This window comes from Caballeronia sp. NK8, from assembly GCF_018408855.1.
GTDB lineage: Bacteria > Pseudomonadota > Gammaproteobacteria > Burkholderiales > Burkholderiaceae > Caballeronia.
On the sequence record NZ_AP024327.1, the window covers coordinates 532,332 to 555,008 of the forward strand.

Genomic DNA, 22,677 nt, shown 5'->3' on the forward strand with positions numbered 1-22,677 from the left:
TCATGAATACGCAAAACCAAGCATTGCTAATCAAACGACCGGTTGCCGTAATGAGCGGATTGCGCGGCGATGCCGCGCGTCTCGGCCAGGTCGACATTCGCATCCGTCACGGCATCATCGAAGCCATTGCGCCGGATCTGGAAGCACGCGACGGCGAACGCGTCATCGATGCGCGTTCCTGTGTCGTCTATCCGGGCTGGGTGAACACGCATCATCATCTGTTCCAGAATCTGCTGAAAGCCGTGCCTTCGGGCATCAACGCAGATTTGCAGGAATGGCTCGCAGCGGTCCCTTATCCGCGCCTCGCACGCTTCACGCCGGACCTCGCGCGTGTCGCCGCACGCCTTGGCATGGCCGAACTGCTGTTGTCGGGCGTGACGACGTGCGCGGATCATCACTATCTCTATCACGCGGATGGCACCACGGAGACAGGCGACCTGCTGTTCGACGAAGCGGCGTCGTTCGGCCTGCGCTTCGTGCTCTGTCGCGGCGGCGCGTTGCAGGCGGCGGGCGATCATCCCGGCTTCTCGAAGGTCGCGCTGAAACCCGAGACGCTCGATCAGATGCTTGCCGATATCGAACGCCTGAAAACGCGCTATCACGATGCACGCGCGGCATCGATGCGCCGCGTCGTGGTCGCACCCACCACGCCGACCTTCTCGCTGCCGCCCGCGCTGTTGCCCGAAATCGCGCGGGCGGCGCGCGGCATGGGTCTGCGCATGCACACGCATCTTTCGGAGACGCGGCGCTATGTCGACTTTTGCCGCGAACGCTTCGACAAGCTGCCGGTCGAGTTCGTCGCCGAGCACGAATGGCTCGGCCCCGATGTATGGTTCGCCCATCTCGTGCATCTCGAAGCGAGCGAAATCGCGATGCTCGCCGAAACTGGCAGCGGTTGCGCGCACTGCCCCGTCAGCAACGCGCGGCTCGGCAGCGGCATCGCCCCCGCGCCGCAGATGGCCGCGGCAGGCGTGCCCATGTCGCTCGCGGTGGATGGCGTGGCATCGAACGAGTCGGGCAGCATGATCAACGAGGCGCACTTCGCGTGGCTCGTGCATCGCGCGGCGCAGGGCGTCTCGGCGACGACCGTCGAGGAGACCATTCATTGGGGCAGCGCGGGCGGCGCGGGCGTGCTCGGCCTCGATGCAGTCGGCACACTCGAAGTCGGCAAGGCCGCGGACCTCGTGCTGTACGACATCGATGATCCGCGCTTCTACGGCTACCACGATCTCGCGGTGGCGCCGGTGACGTCGGGCGAGCCTGCGCGCGTGCGCTACAACGTCGTGAACGGCCGGGTAGTCGTCGATGACGGTGTGATTCCCGGACTCGATCTCGACGCGCTGCGCCACGAAGCCGCCGAGGGCGTGAAGATTCTACTGGCCGATTAGCGAGGCATCGCGATGCAAACGAAACGCATAAGACTCGGAATCCTGACGCCATCGTCCAACACCGCGCTCGAACCGCTTACCTGCGCGATGCTGAGCGCACTGCCGCACGTGAGCGCGCACTTCGCGCGCTTCACCGTGACCGAGATCAGCTTGCGCGATGCGGCGCTCGGCCAGTTCGACGTCCGCCGCATTCTCGAAGCCGCGCGCCAGCTCGCCGATGCGCGCGTGGACGTGATCGGCTGGAGCGGCACGTCGGCGGGCTGGCTCGGCTTCGAGCGCGACGAGGCGCTATGCCGTCAGTTGACGGAAGCGACCGGCATTCCCGCGACCACATCCGTGCTCGCGTTGAACGAGATCCTCGCGCAGACGGGCGTGCGGCGCCTCGGCATCGTTTCGCCCTATAGCGACGATGTGCAGACGCGCATCATCCGCAATTACGAAAGACTCGGCATCGAATGCGTGGCGGAACGGCATCTGGGTCTGAGCGAAAACTTCAGCTTCGCCGAGGTACCTGACGACGTTCTCGCCGAAATGATGCGCGAAGCCGCATTCGCGCGGCCCGATGCGGTGACGACGTTCTGCACGAACCTGCATGCCGCGCATCTGGCGCGACCATTCGAACGCGAGACGGACATTCCCGCTTACGACACGGTGGCCACTGTCGTGTGGAAAGCGTTGCGCATGCTCGACGTGGACACGTCGCCGCTATCGAGCTGGGGAACGATGTTCGATGTCACGCCACCTCGCCGCTCTTCTTTTGCGACCGGTATTCCGTCGGCGACATCAGAAACTGCTTTCTGAACACCTTCGAAAACCGTTCGCCGTTGGTGAGTCCGGTTCTGCGCGCGATCTTGTCTATCGGCAAATCGCTTTTGGCGAGCAGCTCGCAACTGAGATCGAGGCGTGCGCGCAGAAGATATTGCGAAGGCGTCAAACCCATTTCGCGCTTGAAGAGCCGCAGGAAGTTGCGTTCGCTCATCGCGACGGTACGCGCCGCGTCGCCGACGGAGATCGCACGTCCGCAGTTACGTTCGAGCCAGCGCGCCGATTCCTGCGCTTTCTCCGCGAGCGTGGTCGTTCCGATCGTGCTGAGCATGATCGGCAGATGCTGGTCGTTGCACGAGGCGAGGCGATCGGCGACCGATGTCGCGACGTCATAACCCAGATCGCGTTTGACGAGCGCAAGCGAATTGATCAGCGCATCGCCGCGTTCCGTCGACGGTCCGCTCTTCGACGCACCGGGATTCCATGCGCCGCGCTCCACCGAAGCCCAGGCGCGCCGCGACACGCCCGCTGCCGAGAGCAGCACGTCGCCGTTGCCGAGTGAGTTGACCACGCGGCTTTGCGAGCACGCGATCCTCAATACCTCGATGAGCCCCTCGTCCGTGGCCGCACGGGCGACACCCGTTCCACCCGCGATATACAGGGCATCGAAGCCCTGAAACCGCTGACCGCCGAGCCGCTCGGTCCACACGCAAACGGACGACGAACAGGCGATCGCGCCACCGCGCGCCGAGACGAGGCGAACGCTATATCTCACGCTCTTGCTCGGACCGGATGACTGCAATTCGTTGGCGATATGAAGCGCCTCGGCAAGCGTGCCTGCGCCCAGCAGCGAGAATCCGTCGTACAACAGAATTCCTATGAGGCTTGTCACTCTCTCTTCCGATGAGTGATAAAGGCTGCTGATCTCTGCATCGCCGAAGGCTGTCGCGTGGGACATGGCGTTATCTCCCTATGTTTTCGGTTGCAGATTCACGCGGTAAATTCCGCACGATTCCGGCAGCGTAGTGTTCTATTCGGTACATCCTTTCCGCAGTGGCGGGCAAAAGCATGGTTTTGGCCGAGAACGGCGCGTCGTCCGACCGGCGCTTACGGCCCGTTGACATTCCTTACCTTCGTTTCGATCATCCCCATTTCGTTTGGATTGCCAAATTATTTAAACGAGCAATGGCGCGCAAACGTTGTCGCGGTATGCACCATCGCGTGGAATAAGGTTATCGATTCGATGATCGCGCAGGCGAGACCCGCGTTTGAATGTCATCGGCCATCCGGCCAACATCTTGCCGAAATCCGTCACGCGAAAGGATGAAAACGGCACGACGACTACTCTTTTTTGTGAGCGTGCACATCTTTGGGGCTGTGCTTTCAATTCGAACGATACTCTGCCGGAGTCGCTCACATGAGCTTCAGCAAGCGATACTCGCAATACTATGATCTTTTCTATCACGAGAAGAACTACAAGGCGGAGGCAGCGTTCGTCACTGACCTCCTCGGCCGGCACGGAATCGTCGGCGGCAATCTGATGGATCTCGGTTGCGGAACCGGCCGGCATGCAGCCGAATTCGCAACGACAGGATTCAGCGTCGCCGGCGTGGACATGAGCGCGGATATGCTCGCCCGTGCCGATGCACGCCGCATCACGCTGCCGGGCATGGTCGCGAAGCGGCTGAAGTTTCAGCAAGGCGACGCGCGCACCGTCAGGACCGAAGAGCTTTACGACGCCGTGGTCTCGCTGTTTCATGTCGCGAGCTATCAGACGACCAACGCCGACTTCATGGCGATGTGCCACACCGCGGCCACGCATCTGCCGCGCTCGGGCCTCTTTCTCTTCGATTGCTGGTACGGCCCGGCCGTGCTCGCCGATCCGCCGAAAGTGCGCGTCAAACGTGCGTCGAGCGAAGATACCGCCGTGATACGCATCGCCGAGCCCATGATGCGTCCGCACGATAACACCGTCGCAGTGAATTACACGATCCTCATGACGGACTGGCAAACGCAATGCGTCGAGACGGTGCTCGAGACACACGTCATGCGCTACATGTTCAAGCCGGAAGTGGAACTGATGCTGGACCTGAGCGGTTTTGAAGTGCTGGACAGCGTGCGATGGATGGGCGGCGAACTCAGCGCCGAGGATCTGTCAGCGACGTTCGTCGCGCGCAAGAGATGAAATCATGCATCGCGCCTTTCGCGCGATGCGTGTGAGTCAATAAGCGTTGCTATTGCGCATGCCCTTGAAGATTGTCGCCATGATGATCCGCATGTCGAGCGCGAACGACCAGTTCCCCAGATAGTACAAATCGTGCGCAACGCGCGCTTCCATCTTTTCTATCCGGTCCGTTTCACCGCGAAAGCCGTTGACCTGCGCCCAGCCCGTAATTCCCGGTTTGACCCGATAACGATGGATATAGCCCGACACTACCTTCCGATACAGATCGTCGTGTTCGAGCGCGTGCGGACGCGGCCCCACGACGGACATGTCGCCGCGCAGGACATTGAAAAACTGCGGAAGTTCGTCGAGGCTCGTGCGCCGCAGGAACGCGCCCACACGCGTCACGCGCGGGTCGTCGCGCGTGGCCTGTCTCAGCACGCCGGCCTCTTCGATATGCATACGCATCGAACGGAACTTGTAGATGGTGAATTCGTGCCCGTCGGCCCCTTTGCGGCGTTGCCTGAAAAACACCGGTCCGGGCGAACTCAGCTTGACCGCGAATGCGATGCAGATGAGAAGCGGTGCGACCGCGGTCAGCGCTGCGAGCGCGAAAAGGCGGTCGAACACATCTTTCTGCAGAAGCGCCCTTTGCGAAAGCGGAGAAGCCACGAGATTGATCGCGGCCACCCCGAGCAGGTCTGTCACGCCGCTTTCGAAGAGCGCAAGACTGCGCACATCGGGAATGAAACGCACGTTGACGAGATCTTCACGAAACTCGTTCACGAAACGCAGGATGGTTCGATCCTGCGATAGCGGCAATGCGAGCCACACTTCGTGCACATGGTGCTCGCGCACGTGCCTGACGAATGCGTCGAAATCATCGAAGACCGGTACGCGTGACGTGATCGGTACATCGGGCGACGCGTTGTAGACGGCGATCGTCCGAAAACCTGATTGATTCGCGCGCTCGATCCTGCGCATGATCGATTCACAGTGCTCGCCGCATCCCACCACGGCCACCTGATGAAAGTTCATGCCGGCCAGACGCATGCGCGCGAGCACCGCATGCGTGAGCAGGCGTCCCACGATCATCCAGGCGCCCGACATCGCGGTCCAGTAGGCGAACCAGAGGCGCGAGACATCGTCGAGCCGATGCAGCGAGAACATCAGCACGAGCACACAGGCCTGCACGACCAGCCACGCCAGCGATACGTGGCTCGCCAGCACCACCTTGCTGCGTCCGCGCCATGACTCGTATACGCCGAAGCCCGGGAACAGCACGAGTGCAAAGGCCGCGGCAATGGCGACGAACGGCATGTAATAGCCCGGCTCGGCGACGTTGTCGAACCTGATCCGCGACGCGATCGTCGCGCCGCCCACCACCATGGCGATATCGAAAAACCGCGCCAGCAATCCCTGAATATCGCGCATGTCTTTACCTCGGCTCCGAAGGCACTGTCGATGTGGTCAGATGCGGCCGTAGCAATCGTCGAGACGCACGATGTCGTCTTCGCCGAGATAGGAACCCGATTGCACCTCGATGATTTCGAGTTGCACCTTGCCCGGATTTTCCAGCCGATGGCGTACGCCGAGAGGAATGAAAGTGGATTCGTTTTCGGAAAGCAGAAACTGGTCGTCGCCGCGCGTCACAAGCGCCGTGCCGCGCACGACGACCCAATGCTCCGCGCGATGATGATGCATCTGCAGCGATAACCTCGCGCCCGGCGCCACGACGATACGCTTGACCTGAAAGCGTTCGCCGCGTTCGATTGAATCGTAAAAGCCCCACGGACGCCGCACCTTGCGATGCATCTCCGCTTCCGGCGCGTGCTGCTCGCGGATACGCGTAACCAGCTGCTTGATGTCCTGCGCATGTGCGCGATCCGCGACGAGCACGGCATCATCGGTATCGATGACCACGACGTTGGCCGTCCCCACACATGCGACCAGCCGTCCGCCTTCGGAGCGCGCATAACTCGACGTCGCCCCTTCGAACACCACACGTCCGCTCGCGACGTTGCCGGACTCGTCCTTGTCCATTGCGTCCCATACGGCATCCCACGAGCCCAGATCCGACCATCCTGCCGCCAGCGGCACGACCACGCCCTTGCAAGGCGAACCGGCGTCGCCGATGTGCTCCATCACCGCGTAATCGATCGAGTCGGACGGCACGCGGCCGAACTGAAGCGGGCATGGACGAATGAAATGACCTTCGGCCTTGCCATCTTTCAGCGCGGCGGCGCATGTCGCATGCATCTCGCCGTTGAGGTGCTGGAGCGCCGCGAGCCACACGCTTGCCCGTACGATGAATATGCCGCTGTTCCACCAATAGCTCTGCGCCGCGACGTATTGCGCGGCGAGTTCGGCAGCGGGCTTTTCGACGAAACGATCGATCAGATGCGCGCCGTCATCGAGCGGCTCGCCGATGCGGATATAGCCGAAACCGGTATCGGGCCGCGTGGGCGGCACGCCGAGCGTCACGATCATGCCGCGCTCGGCATATTCCGCCGCGATTGCAATCGCGCCGTGCAGCGCGGCGATGTTCGAAATGGAATGATCAGACGGCATCGCCACCAGGATCGCATCCTCGTCCTGCGCGATGGCCGCGAGCGCTGCGAGTGTGAGTGCCGGCGCGGTATCGCGGCGCGCGGGTTCGACGATGATCCGCGCATCGACACCGCAGAGGCGCACCTGTTCTTCAGTCGTAAAGCGATGCTCCTCGCCGCACACGATGATCGGTTGTGCGTCGACGTCGAAGTTGCCCGCGAACCCTTCCATTCGTGTGACGGTAGCTTGCAGCAGTGAATCCCTTCCAACCACGCCGATCAGTTGCTTCGGGAACTGCTCGCGTGACATCGGCCACAGGCGTGTGCCCGAACCGCCCGCGAGAATGACCGGCACGATGCGACGGCAAGCCTGAATGCCCGGCTCTTGCGCACGCGTTGCATCTTCGGAACTCGTTGCGATTTCCATGGAGGAACTCCGTGATCATTCACATTCAATCTTCGGAAGAAATGCTGTGCTCGACTTCGAGGCCGCGATATCTAAAAGATCATCGATGCGTGCGATGACGCCGACGTGTCGCGTTCATTGACTGTAGATAGCATCCGGGCCGGATGGTTCTCGTGACCGATTGTGGCAAGACATTGGCGCGGAGGGCATCGCGAGCTTTCGAAAGGCCTCCGCACGATCTCGCCGATGGCGTGCTTCGGTGATGCGCGGCGCTCAGGGGAGCGAAGATTCGCGCCCTGAACAAGCTCGCAGTATATGGGGAAGTTGAACGCGACGCTGCAATGACGTTGCTTAAAGGAACGTGGCCAGCATATTTCGAACCGCGGCCACTGCCTTGTCTTGCTGGGCCTCGGTGAGTGCAAGGCCGCTCGGCAGATAGAGTCCCCGCCGGCTCATGCGTTCGGCGACCGGGTAATGCTCCCCATCGAACAAGCCTTGTTTGCGAAACACCGGCTGTTCGTGCATGGGCCAGAAGAACGGCCGTGCGCTGACCCCCGCGTCGGCCAGCATCGAGCGCGCCTGATCCGCATCGATGGGCAGGCTGTGGTCGAGTATGAGACCGAACACCCAATAAATGTTATCGGCATAGGGGCACGCCACCGGCGCGAGTTCGAGGCCTCTCACGCCGCGCAAGAGCGCCTCGTAACGCTGCCCCAGTTGCCGCTTTCGCGCGATATGCGCGTCGAGCTTTTCGAATTGCGCGAGCCCGACCGCCGCCTGGAGGCTGCTCATTCGGTAATTCCAGCCGAGTTCTTCGTGAACGAAACGTCTCTCCGGCTTGAAGCACAGGTTGCGCAAACTACGCGCGCGTGCGGCGAGCGCATCGTCGTCGCACAGGATCATGCCGCCTTCGCCCGTCGCGATATGCTTGTTCGCATAGAAACTGAAGCAAGAGATATCGCCGAAACTGCCGCACTGGCGCCCGTCGTAGGTCTGGCCGATGGCCTGCGCCGCATCCTCGATGACGGCGATCCCATGCCGGTTCGCGAGCGCGAGCACAGGCGCCATGTCGACCGGCAGACCAAAGGTATGCACCGGCATGATCGCGCGCGTGCGGCTCGTGATCGCGGCTTCGATCTTCGTGACATCCATGTTCCACGTATCCGCGCTCGAATCGACCAGCCGCAGGCGAGCGCCGGTGCGGACGATGGCCGATGCGCAGGAGATGATCGTGTGCGTCGGGATGATCACTTCATCGTCGGGACCGAGTTGAAGCGCAGCGGCCGCTATATCGAGCGCCGCGCTGCCGTTCGCCACGGCAATCGCGTGCTTGCGTCCGACGTAATTCGCCATGGCCCGCTCGAAGCGCTCGACGAAAGCGCCATCCGAAGAGATCCATCCACTCTCGATGCATTCGTTCAGATAAATCTTTTCGTTACCGTCGAGCAGGGGTTCATTTACCGGGATCATCGCGGGCCTCGTCTGGTGTCAAGCTCGACTTGCGGGTTCATTGAAGCGTACTTTTTCCTGCTCGCCGATGTACGGCCCCTGCTTCACCTCGATGAACGATACGTCATCGATGACTTCGAACCCGTGTCCTCCCGAAGCCAGCAGGATGACATCTCCGGCATGCAGCATGCGCTTCGTCACGAACTCCCGATCAGCGGTGTAAAGGCTGACCTGCATTCGCCCGCGCTTCACGAACAGCACTTCCTGCGTGCATTCGATCCGGCGCGGCAAACATGTATGCACATGCGCGTGAATCAGCTTTCCCGCGGGATGTTCCATATACGCGAGCTGTTGAGGAAACTCTCGCGGCGTCAGAAAGTTGATCCCTTCTTTCGAGTACGAATCGCGGATGATGATGGCCAGCGTAACCCCTGCCGAGGTGATGACTTCGAGAGTCGAATCCTGGATGACTTCAGCGCTGCCTGTTGCCGATAAAGATTCCATGTTTTTATCCCCGACGAGAGCCTGTCGCGTCCTTTGGCACTGCGAGCGTTACGGCAGCCGTCCCTCCGGGCACACCATGAGCCCGCGACCGACCGTCACGCCTTCACGAAGCTTAGAACTGGCGCGCCGATCAACCGAGGTCGTTGGCCGAATAAACCATGACGTTGGCCGAAGCAGGTCTCGCGCGATGAGGCCGTTTCAAGGACGATCCTTGCATCGGTGTCATCGGCAAGAAATAAGCATGCACAGCGACAATATCTTGGCACCGTCCGCCACAAACGCGATGTTGTCCGGATGCATGGCTAACCTGACAATCGCACGTCAGGACTCTCCGGATCCAGTGTCTGCGGGAAATCACGTTTCGATCAACGCACCTCAATGGACGATTGAGCACCAACATGAATAAAGGTTCTCGGATCTATGTCGCCGGACACAACGGCATGGTCGGCTCAGCGCTTCTGCGCGGTCTCGCCGCGCGCGGCTATCACCATCTGATCACGCGATCCAGGAAGGAGCTCGACCTGCTCGACCAGCGCGCCGTAATGGCATTCTTCGCTCAGGAGAATATCGATGTCGTGCTCCTCGCCGCGGCGAAGGTTGGCGGGATACACGCGAACTCGACACAGCCGGCATCGTTTCTCTATGAGAATCTCGTGATCGAAAGCAATGTGATTCATGCGGCGTTCACGAGCGGCACGCCCGAGCTGATCTTCTTCGGCTCCTCCTGCATCTATCCGAAGTATTGCCCGCAACCCATCCGGGAAGACTATCTTCTGACGGGCGCCCTCGAACAGACCAACGAAGCGTATGCCATTGCAAAGATTGCCGGTCTCAAACTCTGTGAGGCTTATAGCCGCCAGCATGGAACGCGCTACCTCTCGGTCATGCCCACGAATCTTTACGGCCCGAACGATAACTATGATCTGCAGAGCGGGCATGTTCTGGCCGCGCTCATTCGCAAGACGCACGAGGCGAAGCTCAACGGACTACGGTCGCTCCCGGTGTGGGGATCGGGATCTCCGAAGCGGGAATTTCTCCACGTCGACGATCTGGCGTCCGCCGTGCTCGCGCTTCTGGATAGTGAACACACCGAAGGTCTTTTCAATATCGGATATGGCAAGGATATATCGATCGCCGACCTCGCCCGCCTGATTTGCGATGTCATCGGCTTTTCCGGATCGCTCGATTTCGATCTGTCCAAACCGGACGGAACGCCGAGAAAGTTGCTCGACGTATCGAAGCTGGCCGCGCTCGGCTGGTCGCCGACGATTGCGCTGCGTGATGGCATTGCGGCGACTTATGCCGACTACATGAAGAACGTGCAGCGAATGGGCTATGCCGACGCGTAACGCGTAACGTACTCGGAGAATTCAATGGCAAGCGTGCCTTTGTCCGCCGTGGAGATTCAGGAAGCGACTCGAATCGCGCCGGCTCATGCAGAAGATCGATTCGAGAATGCGCTGTTCACTCGCGAGTTCCTCTCCGTCGACATCGGTCAGGTAGTCGACGAGCTGAACCAGAAAGGCTACTTCGCATTCCCTTCCGCGCTGACGCCCGAAACCATCTCAAGAATAGAGCGCGACGCGACCGAGACGAAGCATAGCCTGAATGTCAACAAGGTCGGCGGCGTGTTCTCGGAAAGGCAATACTATCTGACGAACCTGCTGGCGGTTTCGAAGACGTTCTATGACTTCGCGACATCGCCGTTTGTCTTCGGCGTCAGCGAAGGATATCTTGGAGATCAGTTCAGACTCAAGGCGCTGAGATACTACGAGACCTATGGCGGCCACCATATGCAGTGGCATACCGACAACAAGACCGACAGGAAATTCGCGCAGATACCCGGCATCATTTTCATCTTCTATGTGTCGGATGTCGAAGACGGCGAATTTCAGTACGTCGAAGGCTCGCACTTGTGGTCGGGCGAAAAAGCGTACAGCGACTACACGGATGAATTCATCGCCGATAACTTCGCGTCCTCCGTCAAGAGCTTCAGGATGCCTCGCGGGTCGCTCGTCATCTATAACACCTACGGCATTCACAGGGCGCGACCCGTCGCGGACAAGAACTTCGTGAGGAAGAGTGTCTTCTTTCAGGTGGACAGCGAAATCGAGAAATCTGAGCCGATCATCGTCAATACTGAATTCGTCTCCCGTCTCGATGATCGAACTTCGATGTTTCTGGGTTTCGGCCGGCCTTCGAACTATGATGTCTTTCCGGACACCACGCTCCATTCGCTTCCGCTCGATCAGACCATGTTATCGGTCATGGGGAAGTATCTTTGCTTCCGCTTGTCGCGGGGGGCGTTCGCGCGATTTCCGAGTTCGCTCAAACCGGTGATTCGGAAATTGATCGGGAAATGAGGCCGTCAGGCGTGAGCGACCTACCGCGCCCTACCCACGTTTCGCGAGAATCGGCGACAGAGTCTCTCTAAATGCCCCTTGAGTGAGAAGCGAAGCAACCGCATCAATTGCCTTCTCTATATTCGAGCGCTTACGCAAATAGATTTCCTCCGCACCAACCAGCGCCTCGACGATAGACTCCGCCTCGGGTTTCGCGAAACAGATGGCATCGTGAATCTCTTTCATACTGATGGCCGGAAGATCGGTGGATATCACCAACCTTCCCGACGCAACATACTCGACGACCTTGAAAGGAAAAACTCCATTGCTCATCTTTTCGATCGACGCATGCGGATTCACCAGTACGTCGCAGTCCGAGATCAGATCAAGCAACGTTTCATCGTCGACACGGCCGTGAAAGTGCACCGAGTGACCTTCGGCGCACAGGCGCGTGAACTCCGCCGCCAGCGGTCCCGTTCCGCATACGTGAAAGCTGAACCGCTCGCCCGATAGGCGAATCATATCGAGCACCACGTCAGCCCCCTTTTCCGCGCTCAGTCCACCAAAATAGCCGATCACAGTGCGCGTACCTCCCCGCGAGAACGGGCGACGACGCCTGCAGACTTCGATCAATCCATCGGATACCACACCTGGACACAGCACGACCGGACACCCGCTGCGTCGTGCTTCACGTACGGACAAGTAATCATTGACCGCAAGACACAATGAAGGCGCGGGCAGAAGAAATCGCCATGTGATGAAGTCGAGCAGCGGCTTGGGATGCCAGCGCCGTCGTGAGAACAGCCAGTCTTCGAACTGAAGGACGAGACGCGCGCCGAACTGTCGCGTCAATGCGCGCGCGAGCATCGACTCGAATGCGTACGGGTTATAGATCCACACGGTCTCCGGCTTGCCCAGTTTCGAAATCTCGCGGCTCACGGCCGCCACTTCGAAAAGGTTCAACATCTTGCCGATGGTTCTTACGGGATAGCGCCGCAGCGTGATCTCGCGAATGTGCCTGTCGCCGACGCGCACATCGCGGATTTCCCTATGCGACCACCCTTCCTTCTCGTGCGCCGTGTTGATCAACACCACATCGTTCGCGAGATGTGTCGCGAGGGTCAGAAAAAACTCCAGTTTGCGCGCTGCACCGAGATCCCTGTTCGAATCGCGGTCAGCAGCGCTATACGGCGCGATGAATACCAGCATGGTCGCTCCGCACCAGATGTCGGGAAAAGGGGTTGCTCGTCATGCTCACAGATCGCCAGTACGTGTCGCCGAAACAGAGGAACAGCGTCGTCACCAACGGATACTGTTCCCAGAGATTGATATCCATACACGCGCCTATCGTGATTCCGAGGAACACCAGATAACGCGCGAACAGATTCCGTGAATGATGCGGACAAATTCGCCAGAGGAATGCGAGCGCGCCCGTCATGAAGATGAACATGCCGAGCGCGCCAATCTGAAACTGCATGGTGACGAAGGCGTTGTCGATAAGCTGATTGAACCGGTACTGCTCCGGATCGACGCCTGATCGCTCCAGCATCGTAAAGGCCGTATTCGTGCCGACGCCAAGACCTCTGCCGAGCAATAGCTCTTCGGCATTCGCGTCCGCCAGCTGGGTTGCGATATTGCCGAGGTTATACAGCCGGCCGCCTTCATCGAGCTGATTGGCGAGAACATCGCCACGACCGACTGCATCGACCATATGCGTGTAGCCGCCCAACATCAGACACGCGGCGATCGGCAGTGCGCTTATCACGAGGAGCATCCGGCCATTGCGATTGAGCCTGCCGTCCAGCATCTCCCAGATCATGACGGCGGCCACCGGAGCAATGGATATCATCGCGAAGCGCGTACCGGAAGAAACTGCAATTGCCACCGCCACGGCCAGCAACATCAAACGGATCACGAGCCGCGCACGGTCGAGAATCAGCGCCATGCATGCCAGGGAAATCGCATACATGCCGGCGAGCGCCGCGTTGCTGAGCAGACCCGTGTACCGGTCGCCCGCAAACGAAGCCGTCTGACCCTGACCGAGCAGCATCCACTGCCGGACCGCGACATAGAAGTCGAACGCGCCGAGCGCCAGCAAAGCGGCGACGAACAGCGTCTGGCCTCGCGCGCCATCGGGTAACCATCGTGCGAAAAGAAATAGCCCGAACGATGCATGCACCAGAAGCACCCAGCGCAATCCGGCGGCGAGAAAGAACAATGGCGTCGAACCCGCAATGAACGGCACGAGTCCCACCGATATGACGCAAAGAATCCATGCGAAGAACAGCAGAACGAGCGTGCGCGTGCCGTATGGAAAGCGGCTCATGCCCAGTGCAAGCGGCCAGCAAACGCCGATCACGGCAATGCTTGCGTCCTTCACATACTTGACTGCGCCCGCCTCTTCCATGCCTGCCGCGCCCATGTTCCATACATTGATGGAGCCGGAGGCGAGCGCAGTGAGCGCCTGATCCGCGTATTGCGCGAGTGCCGCGGCGAAAAGCGTGTAGACGGCGAGCGAAAATATCCAACGGGTCACCATGACTTGCGCTCCGAAGTATTACCGCCCGCTCAACGAACGCACGTCGTCATTCGTGATGTTCCAGCGCCCGATATCCTGCGAGCGTGATCAACGCATCGCGCTTGGCAATCTGATAGTCGGACAGGACCATCTCCTTCACGAGCGCGGCAAAGGTCACGGTCGGTGCCCAGCCCAGTTTCGCGTGAGCCTTCGATGGATCGCCCAGCAAGGTCTCCACTTCGGTCGGCCTGAAATAGCGAGGATCGACCCGCACGATCACCGTACCGGGCGTGACTCGGCATTCCTTGCTGGTGACCGCGTCCACGATGCCGACTTCGTCGACGCCGCTACCTTCGAACCGCAGCCTGATGCCGAGTTCCGCCGCCGCCTGCTGCACGAACTCCCTGACGCTGTATTGCACGCCCGATGCAATGACGAAGTCTTCCGCTTCCGGTTGTTGCAGCATCAGCCACTGCATCTGGACATAATCGCGTGCGTGTCCCCAGTCGCGCAACGCGCCGAGATTGCCGAGATACAGACAGTCCTGCGATCCGATCGCGATGCGTGCGACCGCGCGCGTGATCTTGCGCGTCACGAACGTTTCGCCACGAACGGGCGATTCGTGATTGAACAGAATGCCGTTGCACGCGTAAATGCCGTACGCCTCGCGATAGTTCACCGTGATCCAGTACGCGTACATCTTCGCCACCGCATAAGGACTGCGCGGATAGAACGGCGTGGTTTCCCGCTGAGGCACTTCCCTGACCAGACCATACAATTCGGAAGTCGATGCCTGATAGAAGCGCGTGCGCTTCTCGAGACCCAATATGCGTATCGCTTCGAGCATCCGCAACGCGCCCAGACCGTCCGCGTTGGCAGTGTATTCGGGCTCTTCGAACGAAACCGCGACATGACTCTGCGCGGCCAGGTTATAGATCTCGTCCGGCTGCACGCGCTGGATGATGCGCAGCATGCTCGACGAATCCGTCAGATCGCCGTGATGCAGATGAAAGCGGCGCTCCGCGACGTGATCGTCCTCGTACAGATGGTCGATACGGTCGGTGTTGAAAAGCGACGAGCGGCGTTTCACGCCATGCACTTCATATCCCTTGTCGAGCAGAAATTCAGCGAGATACGAACCATCCTGACCGGTGATTCCGGTGACCAGCGCGACTTTGTTCGGCATCGTTTCTTCTCCTCATTTGCGTACGCCAGTTTGAAATGCGTTCAGACGGTCCGGATATTCGACTCACCGCGACTCTTGCTGTATCGATACGATGTCCCGTAGCCCGAGCCGTAAGTGGATCGGTCGGCGGGGACATCGGTGAAGAGCACACCGCTCACGCTGACGCCGCCCTTTTGCAGGCGGCTCAACGCCTCGTGCACTTCTGCGACGGAATGTCGTCCGTGCCGCACGACGAACAGCGTCGTTCCGGCCTGACGTCCGATCAGCGTGGCATCGGTGACGGCGAGCACGGGCGGCGTGTCGATGACCACGGAGTCGTAACGCATCGAGGCCGCATCGATCAGCTCGCTCAGGCGGCGGCTCATGAGAATGTCGGCGGGATTGAGCGAATCGCCGCCGCGTGGAATCAGATCCACGCCATCCATGACGTCGCGCTGCACGACATCGTCGAATGCGGCTCCGTTCAGCAGCTCGCGAAGTCCGGCGCCGCCGGCCGGCGCGAAAGAAGCGTGCATGTTGCCCATCCGCATGTCGGCGTCGATGAGAAGCACTCTCTTGCCGCCAGCGGCCTGCACGGCGGCCAGATTCGCCGATAGAAACGACTTGCCCGCGCCGGGCGTCGAACTCGTGATCATGATCACGTTGTTGCGCGGCGCTCCGCCGATCGACTGCAATGCCGTGCGCAGACTTCGCACGCCTTCGACCGCCACGTCACAGGGCGATCGCGCGGCCAGCACATGGACGCCGGGAAGCCTGCGGCGCATGTCTTCCTGAAGCCTGACTTGCCGTTCGCTGTGCGGCACCACGGCGCAAACGGGGACGCCCAGGGCGCGCTCGATCTCCACGCTGCGTTCCACGCCGCCGATAATCGCCTTGCGCAGGAATGCAGCGACGATGCCAAGCGCGACGCCCAGCGCGGCGGACAAGGACAACAGCGCGCGCCAATTGGGTTTGATCGCCTTTTCGGCTGGCAGCGCGCGATCGACGATTCGCACATTGCCGACATTCCCTGCCTTGATCACGCGCAGTTGCTGTGCGCTATTCAGGAGGCTCGTATAAAGCTCGGTATCGACACGCACGTCGCGCATGAGACGCAACGCTGTCTGCTCGGTATCGGGCAAGGTCGCGATACGCCGGCTCAACGCTTCACGGTCCTGTTGCATCCGGGCGATCTTGGCATTGACCGCCGCGAGCGCCGGATAACCCGGCTGGTAGCGCTCCGCGATATCGTCGCGCTGCTGCATGAGTCCGCGCATGGCCGTATCGAGATCGACGACCTGTTGCAATAGAAGCCGGCTCTCCACGCTGAGATCGACCGTACCCCGGCTATTACGGAAGGCGTTGTATTGATCTTCCGCTAGCTGCAGTTCCGCTCGCAGTTTCGGCAACTGGCCTTCCAGGAAAAGCAGCGAATGCTCCGCTTCGGACGATCGTCTCGCGAGATCCTGGGCGCGATATTCCTGAGCGATCGTATTGACGATATCGGCCACCCGCGACGGATCGCGGCCCTCGAGCGCGATGCCGATCATGCCCGATTGCGACTTCCTTTCCGAAATGGCCAAAGCGCTTTGCAGCGCAAGAATGGTCGCGAGCGTCGAATTCGCCGTCAGGGTGAATTCACAGCCGGGCGGCGCGTAGAGTTCGTTGACCACGAGGCGCGCTTCGCCGCCTCCATAAGGCGCCACCAGCTCCTTGCCTGCCGTTCCCTGGCCGAGCACGATGCCATCCGGTGCGATCAGTTCGTACGAACCATCCTTGCCCGCCTTGACGAGAAACTCGCGGCCGATCGCAGAGTGCGGGATGTCGAACTTCGATACGTCGATTCTTTCGTCACCCCATGCGAAGCGCCGCAAACCGAACGGCGCGTCCGAAAAACTCGTTGCGCCGTTCAACTTGGCGATCCATTGGCCGAAGACGGGAAAGTAGCGCGGATAGGCGCTGATCTCCAGATGCAATTGCCGCACGGTTTCGCCCACTACTAGGCGCGAACGAATCAGCTCCATTTCGGTATCGGCGCCCGCCTTGACTTTCGAATCGAAGATCGATGCAAGGCGGCCCAATGCTTCCGCATCGGACGAGCTCGAATTCTGCGAGCCGATTTGTATGAGCGCATCGGCGCGATACATCGGCGGATTCAGCGCACCGTAAAAGGCGCCGAGCGCGAGAATGCCGAGCGCAACCATGCATACGAGGCGCCAGCTGTCGCTCAAGACCCGAAAGTAGTCCGATATCGACACGTTGTCCCCGTGCATCGAATCGCCGTGCGTGTCCTGTTTCATCGAGGCCATGTGTTCGCCAGTAGGGTGCGTTGCAACCGGCGGCAATGCGTGGCCGCCAGGCGCAGTGATGTGAGGAACGACGCAGCGCACGACGTCTTTGTGTCCGTCGTTGTTGGTTAATTTACATGCGCCATCGTCGCGAACTAATTGGCGACGGAAATCGCCAAGATGTTGTCGTGAGCGAAGGCCATGCCGGCAAGAAGGCGATGCTCTTTCGAAGCGGCGGCGTGCGTCGGCGAGGCTTTGCCGGCTGATGCAAACAAGCGCGTTGTAGCATCCGCCGGATAACATCTGTCGCGTGGCTATTCGAACGGACGATTGCCAAGCATGAACACGCGATGCGCGCCTGCATTCGCGGCAATGAGCTTGAGCGTTCCTTTTCTACTGACCGCAAAGCGCACGAGATCGCTTCCCGACACGAGCGTTCGGACCGGCTCGCCTGCGCCTCGTTGCGACAGATTCAGCAGATACAGGCCCGTCGATGCATGACCGGACCCATTCGCGTCGCGCGACACGAGCACGATCACGGCGTGCGCCCTGTCATCCGCGCGGACTGGCACGCCCGTGTCAAAGCTGTCTGAATCGAAGGCCATGCTGAAGAGACCCGATCCGCCGATGTCGTGTCTGACCTGCTCCACCGCACGAAGCGCTCCACCGCGTATCGTCACATCGCCGTCGAAGCGCGCCGCGCCCAACGTAAAGCGATCCTGCGCGTCCCTGAGCGTGCAGTCCCACGACTGCACGGGCGCGATCGGACCATCCGACTGAATGGCGCATGCGCCGTAAGCTTGCTGGACGTTGACGCCGAAGACAGAGGACGAGACGTCGAGCGTTCCGATGAATGCCGGAACGACTACGCCATTTCCCAGATAAGGATCGTCCCAGCCCGCACCGACAGGTCCGCTTCGCCGCGGATTGTCGCGATAACCGACACGCTCCAGATAGACCCCGTTGAAGACGGCGGACTGACACGCATCGACGAGCACGGCGGGCCGGGGCGACATTGCGTGCGATATCTGCATGAAGACGTTTTCGTTCGAGGGACGCGCATATCGCGACATCACGCGAATGCAGAAGCCGCAGATACCCCGGTACGGATACGCCCTCGCCTGCGATGCAGCGTTGAGTTGCGTGCCGAGTCTCGATTCATTGTTCCGCGTCTTGAAGAACGTGGCATCGAACCAGGTGTCGATACGTCGTTCGTCATCGCCATAAGCGCGCTCGTAGATGTTGCGCACATTGATGAAGGTGCACTTGTCCGCGAAGCCGCCGCGCTCGTTGTAGTCGTCGTTGCGATCGGCCCATTGACCTCCGACGAGGATCGGCACGCCCGTCCTCTGCGCTTCGATATTGCTGAACATGCATTGTTCGAGCACAGCGGCATAGACGCCGATGCCGCATCCGAGAAAGCGGAGCTTTTCGAAGGCGCAACATGCCAGCGTCGAGGAAAGGGCCGCAAAAGCGATAAAGCAATCGATGAAAGTGAGATCCTCGAGTCCGCTTTCAAACACGAGTTCGTGACCATCCAGCACGCCAAAGGTGATCGGCTGCCGCGCGTCCGCCATGCCGTAGCGATATGCGCCCTTCACCACGGCATTGATTCCACATAGCTTCACGCCGGGCCATACGCCCACGCAATAGGATTGACGCGATGCCGGCTCCGGCGAAAGCTTCCTGTCTTTGGAGCTTCGACTCTGCCCGTCATCATGGCAGGGAATGGCGAGCGTTCCCGACACGGCCGCTACGCGATACGTCCCGTTGTCGAGCACTACGCGCTGTGCGCGCCCCGTCGAGGCATAGCGTGAGCCCGCGAACGCGACCGCGCGGTTGATGGCATCGGTGTCATCGGTCGTCCCGTCTCCTTGCGCACCGAACCACCTGGCGTGGATATCGCCCTCGAACACGCGCTTCCAGCGCTTTCCCGACTTCGATACGATGATCGTGCCGCCATTGTCCGCACTCGATGCGTCATCCGGATCGAGCCAATAGCACGCCGTATCCGAGCCGCGATGACCCGCCGATTGCTGAGACACGACGAGGTGCGTGAGCGTCCCGGCATACTGGCGCAGCCTTGCATAACCCTGAATCGGCCCTTCTGAAAGGATGTATCCGGAGACTTCGCCTATGCGCGCCTGCAGGAGCGAATTCCTGACGACGACGATTCTGTCCTCGGGTGAAAGACTTTCCGCGAGCTGCATCGGACCGGATGAGCCCTGCTGCTGCGCGGGCAGATCCTTGGCTGATTCCGCACGACGCGCTTGCGCACCCACCGCCAACACGCCGCAACACGCGACGAGAATTTTCGTCAGTGCGCGGCGTCTGGTTTTCAGCGCCTCGCCGGCCGCCTGCCACTTTCTCCATAACTGGACCATGACGTCGAAATGCGCTTGGAAGGAATTACGCCGTCGGCCCAAGCGATGCATGGGCAAGAATTCGCTTTCTGAAAAGCCCTATATATACGATGTAATCAGCCACGATACTGGCAATGATCGTCGACCAGATAACCCAGTCCACCGTGCCGAACTTCGTCAGCAGATAGATCTTGAGCGGAACCGACACCGCGCAGAACACGAGCACGGCGAGCAACTGCGGCCGCAACTCGCTCACACCATTGAGAAAGATCGTGAAGGCATTGGCCATGGCTTCGACCACGGCCAGCACCGCCGCAGCACATCGCAGTTCGATCGGCACGTCGAGGTGACTCCCGGTCCATACCTTCAGCAACCACGGCGACAAGGCGAGGATCAGCGCGCTCATGAAAAGCGCCGTGCCCGTCGTCACGCACATGGATAACTTCAGCGTGTTCCTGATGAATTTCTTTTCACCGCGCGATCGTGCATCGGCATAAAGACCCCACAACGGGCCCGATAACATCAGCATGGCCACGGTGATGGCCTGAAACAGCCGCTGCGCGACGGCCAGTCTCGCGACTTCGCTCGCGCCGAGAATATGCGACACGATCAACGGATCACACGCGTTGCCGCATATCATCCCGATCTGGAGAATGAGGAATACGCCGCCGGTTCGCATCAGCGCGGTGCAGTCACGCAAACCGCTGCCGCTCCAGATGCCGCGACGGAGCCGAAACATGCGCTCCAGATAGAGCCGCACCAGAAGAATGATCGCGGTCGCGACCTGCACGCCATAGGTGCAAAGAACGAGATAGGGCATGGGCGCGTGGGAGCGCGCACAAAGATAGAGCAGCGGCAGCGAGCAAAGATATCCGATCGCCGCAACCGTATGCGGCTCCCACGCTCGCTGCAGGCCAAAAAAGACCTTTCTTACGCCACCGAGCGGAATGTTCACGCAAAACAGCGCGATGAAAGTGAAAGTCGACAGCACGGCCTCCCGAGCCACTTCCGGCGACTCGATCTTGAGCAGGTGCTGAAAGTCCAGCAGCATCATGACGCCGATCAGTACGCCTCCCGCCGCAACGCCGATCCCGGTGAGCAGCACGATGCCGCGCGTGACGATCGTCTGAAGGGCTTCATGATCGTCGGACGTCTTGGCATCCGCCACGAGATTGACGAGCCCGTTCGCTACGCCGAGGTCCAGCACCTGAAGCATGACGGCGAGGCTCGATATCGTCATCCAGATGCCGAAGCGCTCTTGTCCGAGATACGGAAGCGTAAAGGATACCGATAGCACCACGACGGCAAAGCCCAATGCCGCGCTCACCGAATTGCAGGCAGCCGAGCGCGCGGCCCGTAGATAGCGTTCCCTGTCGCGCCCTTCCGACGCGCCGACGCCGAATGGCAGTCGACGAAAGCAGTGTCGCAAAACGGATGCGGGCGCGCGTGCGAAGGAACGTTCTTGAAGCGGCATTGGGTCGTCTCGTACGGAAAAGGACAGCAATTAGCGCCTGAGCTCACGCAATTTGACCGCTCATCAACGCGATATAGTTCTGAGCCACGCGTGAAACATGAAAGCGATGCTCGAAGCACTGCTTCGCCGCTGCCCTCATCGCGGTCTTTTCTGTTTCCGGTAAGCGCGTCCATTGCATCAGGAGCCGCGTCACGCCCTGCTGCGTGTCTTCGTCCGCGAGACCGGCGCCATCGGCTACGACCTCCTGCCAGATTCCGACCTTGTCGGTCAGAAGCACCGGCACGCCGCACGCGAGCGCTTCGGCCACCACCACACCGAAATTCTCCTGATGCGACGGCAAGACCATGACATCCGCCGCTTTCAACAACGACCACTTGTCGGTGCCCTTCACCATGTCCAGCCAGGTGATGCTTTCCGCGAGCCCGAGTTGTTCCGCTTCACGACGCAGCTTCGAAGCGAGGCCATTGTTGTCCGGCCCGGCGATGACGAGTCGATAGTCCCCAGCCGCGTGCCGAATTTCGTGAAAGGCGCGGATCAGCAAATCGCATCCTTTCTTTTCGTGGATTCGCCCGAGAAAAAGTATCAGCTTTTTGTTGTCCGATGAGCCGGAAGCGCGCCATTTCTCGACCTCGCTCGCACCGATCGAAGGCGGTGGCGCCGTGCCGATGGTCATCGTGTTTTCATTCGCCCGATAAAGCGGGAAAGCTTTGCGCGCCAGTTCGCGCTCGCTTTCGGTGGTGAACAGCACGCCCTTCGCGCCACCGACAACATGCCGTTCCACGAACAGCCAGTAAACGAGCTTCTTTGCGTACTTCAGCGGATGACCGGCGTTGAACCACGGGTCCAGCATGCCGTGCGGCATCACGAAATAAGGGATGTTTCGCGGACGCAGCGAGAACACCGCCGCCGCGCTGTGAAACTGCCAGATGCCGTCCACCACGATCGCATCGTATTGTCTGCCGTGCCGGCTGAGCCATCGAACCAGCCGAAAGCTCAGCGCGTATTTGCCTGCATAGTGGCCAAGGCGCACGACACGATCGAACGCGGCGTCATCGGTCTTATCGGCATGCGCCGAAGCATCGAGGCAAACGATATCCACGCTGTGTCCGCAGAGCCGGAGTTCCGTCGCGAGCCTCTTGAGCGCCTCGGCGGGGCCGCCATACCGTGCCTCGATGGACGGAATGATATGAAGCGTTTTCAATGACGTCCTCCGATGAATCGTGATGCACTCCCGGATAGCCATCGTAGTGTCCGCTCTGCCTGAGAGATGCCCTTGGCGGAAATCATCAAGCTTTTGGCCGG

General features: G+C 60.4%; 17 protein-coding genes. 5 read left to right on the forward strand and 12 right to left on the reverse strand.

The features are described from left to right. Nucleotides 1-2: 2 nt before the first annotated feature. Together NK8_RS40125 and NK8_RS40130 are read left to right on the forward strand one after the other, a co-directional pair. Entirely contained in the window at nt 3-1,388 is a 1,386-nt protein-coding gene (locus NK8_RS40125) for an amidohydrolase family protein (RefSeq protein ID WP_162069313.1), read from the forward strand. A gap of 12 nt (nt 1,389-1,400) precedes the next feature. Beyond that, nucleotides 1,401-2,189 carry an aspartate/glutamate racemase family protein gene (locus NK8_RS40130; protein WP_213234194.1) on the forward strand — a complete coding sequence of 263 codons (789 nt, stop codon included), beginning with the start codon at nt 1,401-1,403 and terminating at the stop codon, nt 2,187-2,189. Here NK8_RS40130 and NK8_RS40135 read toward each other — a convergent pair. Further along, nucleotides 2,122-3,111 (reverse strand): GlxA family transcriptional regulator, encoded by a 990-nt coding sequence (locus tag NK8_RS40135; RefSeq protein ID WP_213234195.1) that lies wholly within the window; start codon nt 3,109-3,111, stop codon nt 2,122-2,124. The two genes, NK8_RS40130 and NK8_RS40135, sit on opposite strands and share 68 nt — an antisense overlap. Nucleotides 3,112-3,570: 459 nt before the next feature. Here NK8_RS40135 and NK8_RS40140 point away from each other — a divergent pair, with 459 nt between their 5' ends. After that, on the forward strand, nt 3,571-4,338 hold the full coding sequence (locus tag NK8_RS40140; protein ID WP_213234196.1) for a class I SAM-dependent methyltransferase: 768 nt from the start codon (nt 3,571-3,573) through the stop codon (nt 4,336-4,338). 36 nt (nt 4,339-4,374) lie between these two features. On the opposite strand, the gene NK8_RS40145 is transcribed toward NK8_RS40140, so the two are convergent. From NK8_RS40145 to NK8_RS40160, 4 genes are all read right to left on the reverse strand, one after another. Next, a complete protein-coding gene (locus NK8_RS40145; RefSeq protein WP_213234197.1) occupies nt 4,375-5,751 on the reverse strand; it encodes an undecaprenyl-phosphate glucose phosphotransferase in 1,377 nt (458 codons plus the stop codon). 36 nt (nt 5,752-5,787) lie between these two features. Further along, the gene (locus NK8_RS40150) at nt 5,788-7,293 is read right to left on the reverse strand and encodes a mannose-1-phosphate guanylyltransferase/mannose-6-phosphate isomerase (RefSeq protein WP_213234198.1); all 1,506 of its coding nucleotides are present in this window, start codon (nt 7,291-7,293) and stop codon (nt 5,788-5,790) included. A gap of 330 nt (nt 7,294-7,623) precedes the next feature. Beyond that, complete coding sequence (locus NK8_RS40155) at nt 7,624-8,742, reverse strand: DegT/DnrJ/EryC1/StrS aminotransferase family protein (RefSeq protein WP_213234199.1); 1,119 nt, start codon at nt 8,740-8,742, stop codon at nt 7,624-7,626. 18 nt (nt 8,743-8,760) lie between these two features. Then, entirely contained in the window at nt 8,761-9,225 is a 465-nt protein-coding gene (locus NK8_RS40160; protein WP_213234200.1) for a hypothetical protein, read from the reverse strand. Between the two features lie 398 nt (nt 9,226-9,623). Between NK8_RS40160 and NK8_RS40165 the strand changes: the two genes are divergently transcribed. Both NK8_RS40165 and NK8_RS40170 read left to right on the forward strand, forming a co-directional pair. Continuing rightward, entirely contained in the window at nt 9,624-10,574 is a 951-nt protein-coding gene (locus tag NK8_RS40165) for a GDP-L-fucose synthase (protein ID WP_213234201.1), read from the forward strand. Nucleotides 10,575-10,598: 24 nt separating this feature from the next. Next, nucleotides 10,599-11,588, forward strand: coding sequence for a phytanoyl-CoA dioxygenase family protein (locus NK8_RS40170; protein ID WP_213234202.1), 990 nt, complete (start codon nt 10,599-10,601; stop codon nt 11,586-11,588). A 30-nt stretch (nt 11,589-11,618) separates the two neighbouring features. Here the strand turns inward: NK8_RS40170 and NK8_RS40175 are convergent, their stop codons facing one another. The 7 genes from NK8_RS40175 to NK8_RS40205 all read right to left on the reverse strand — a co-directional run bounded on the left by NK8_RS40175 (nt 11,619) and on the right by NK8_RS40205 (nt 22,576). After that, nucleotides 11,619-12,659, reverse strand: a complete 1,041-nt coding sequence (locus tag NK8_RS40175) for a glycosyltransferase (protein WP_225936684.1) — start codon at nt 12,657-12,659, stop codon at nt 11,619-11,621. Between the two features lie 91 nt (nt 12,660-12,750). Beyond that, a complete protein-coding gene (locus NK8_RS40180; protein ID WP_162069324.1) occupies nt 12,751-14,106 on the reverse strand; it encodes a hypothetical protein in 1,356 nt (451 codons plus the stop codon). 46 nt (nt 14,107-14,152) lie between these two features. Next, nucleotides 14,153-15,271 (reverse strand): GDP-mannose 4,6-dehydratase, encoded by a 1,119-nt coding sequence (gene gmd, locus NK8_RS40185; protein WP_213234204.1) that lies wholly within the window; start codon nt 15,269-15,271, stop codon nt 14,153-14,155. Between the two features lie 41 nt (nt 15,272-15,312). Beyond that, nucleotides 15,313-17,559, reverse strand: coding sequence for a polysaccharide biosynthesis tyrosine autokinase (locus NK8_RS40190; RefSeq protein ID WP_213234205.1), 2,247 nt, complete (start codon nt 17,557-17,559; stop codon nt 15,313-15,315). 293 nt (nt 17,560-17,852) lie between these two features. After that, nucleotides 17,853-19,922, reverse strand: a complete 2,070-nt coding sequence (locus NK8_RS40195; protein WP_213234206.1) for a glycosyl hydrolase family 28-related protein — start codon at nt 19,920-19,922, stop codon at nt 17,853-17,855. Between the two features lie 25 nt (nt 19,923-19,947). Beyond that, nucleotides 19,948-21,375 (reverse strand): MATE family efflux transporter, encoded by a 1,428-nt coding sequence (locus NK8_RS40200; RefSeq protein WP_162069706.1) that lies wholly within the window; start codon nt 21,373-21,375, stop codon nt 19,948-19,950. 43 nt (nt 21,376-21,418) lie between these two features. Beyond that, on the reverse strand, nt 21,419-22,576 hold the full coding sequence (locus NK8_RS40205) for a glycosyltransferase (protein WP_213234207.1): 1,158 nt from the start codon (nt 22,574-22,576) through the stop codon (nt 21,419-21,421). Nucleotides 22,577-22,677 lie beyond the last annotated feature (101 nt).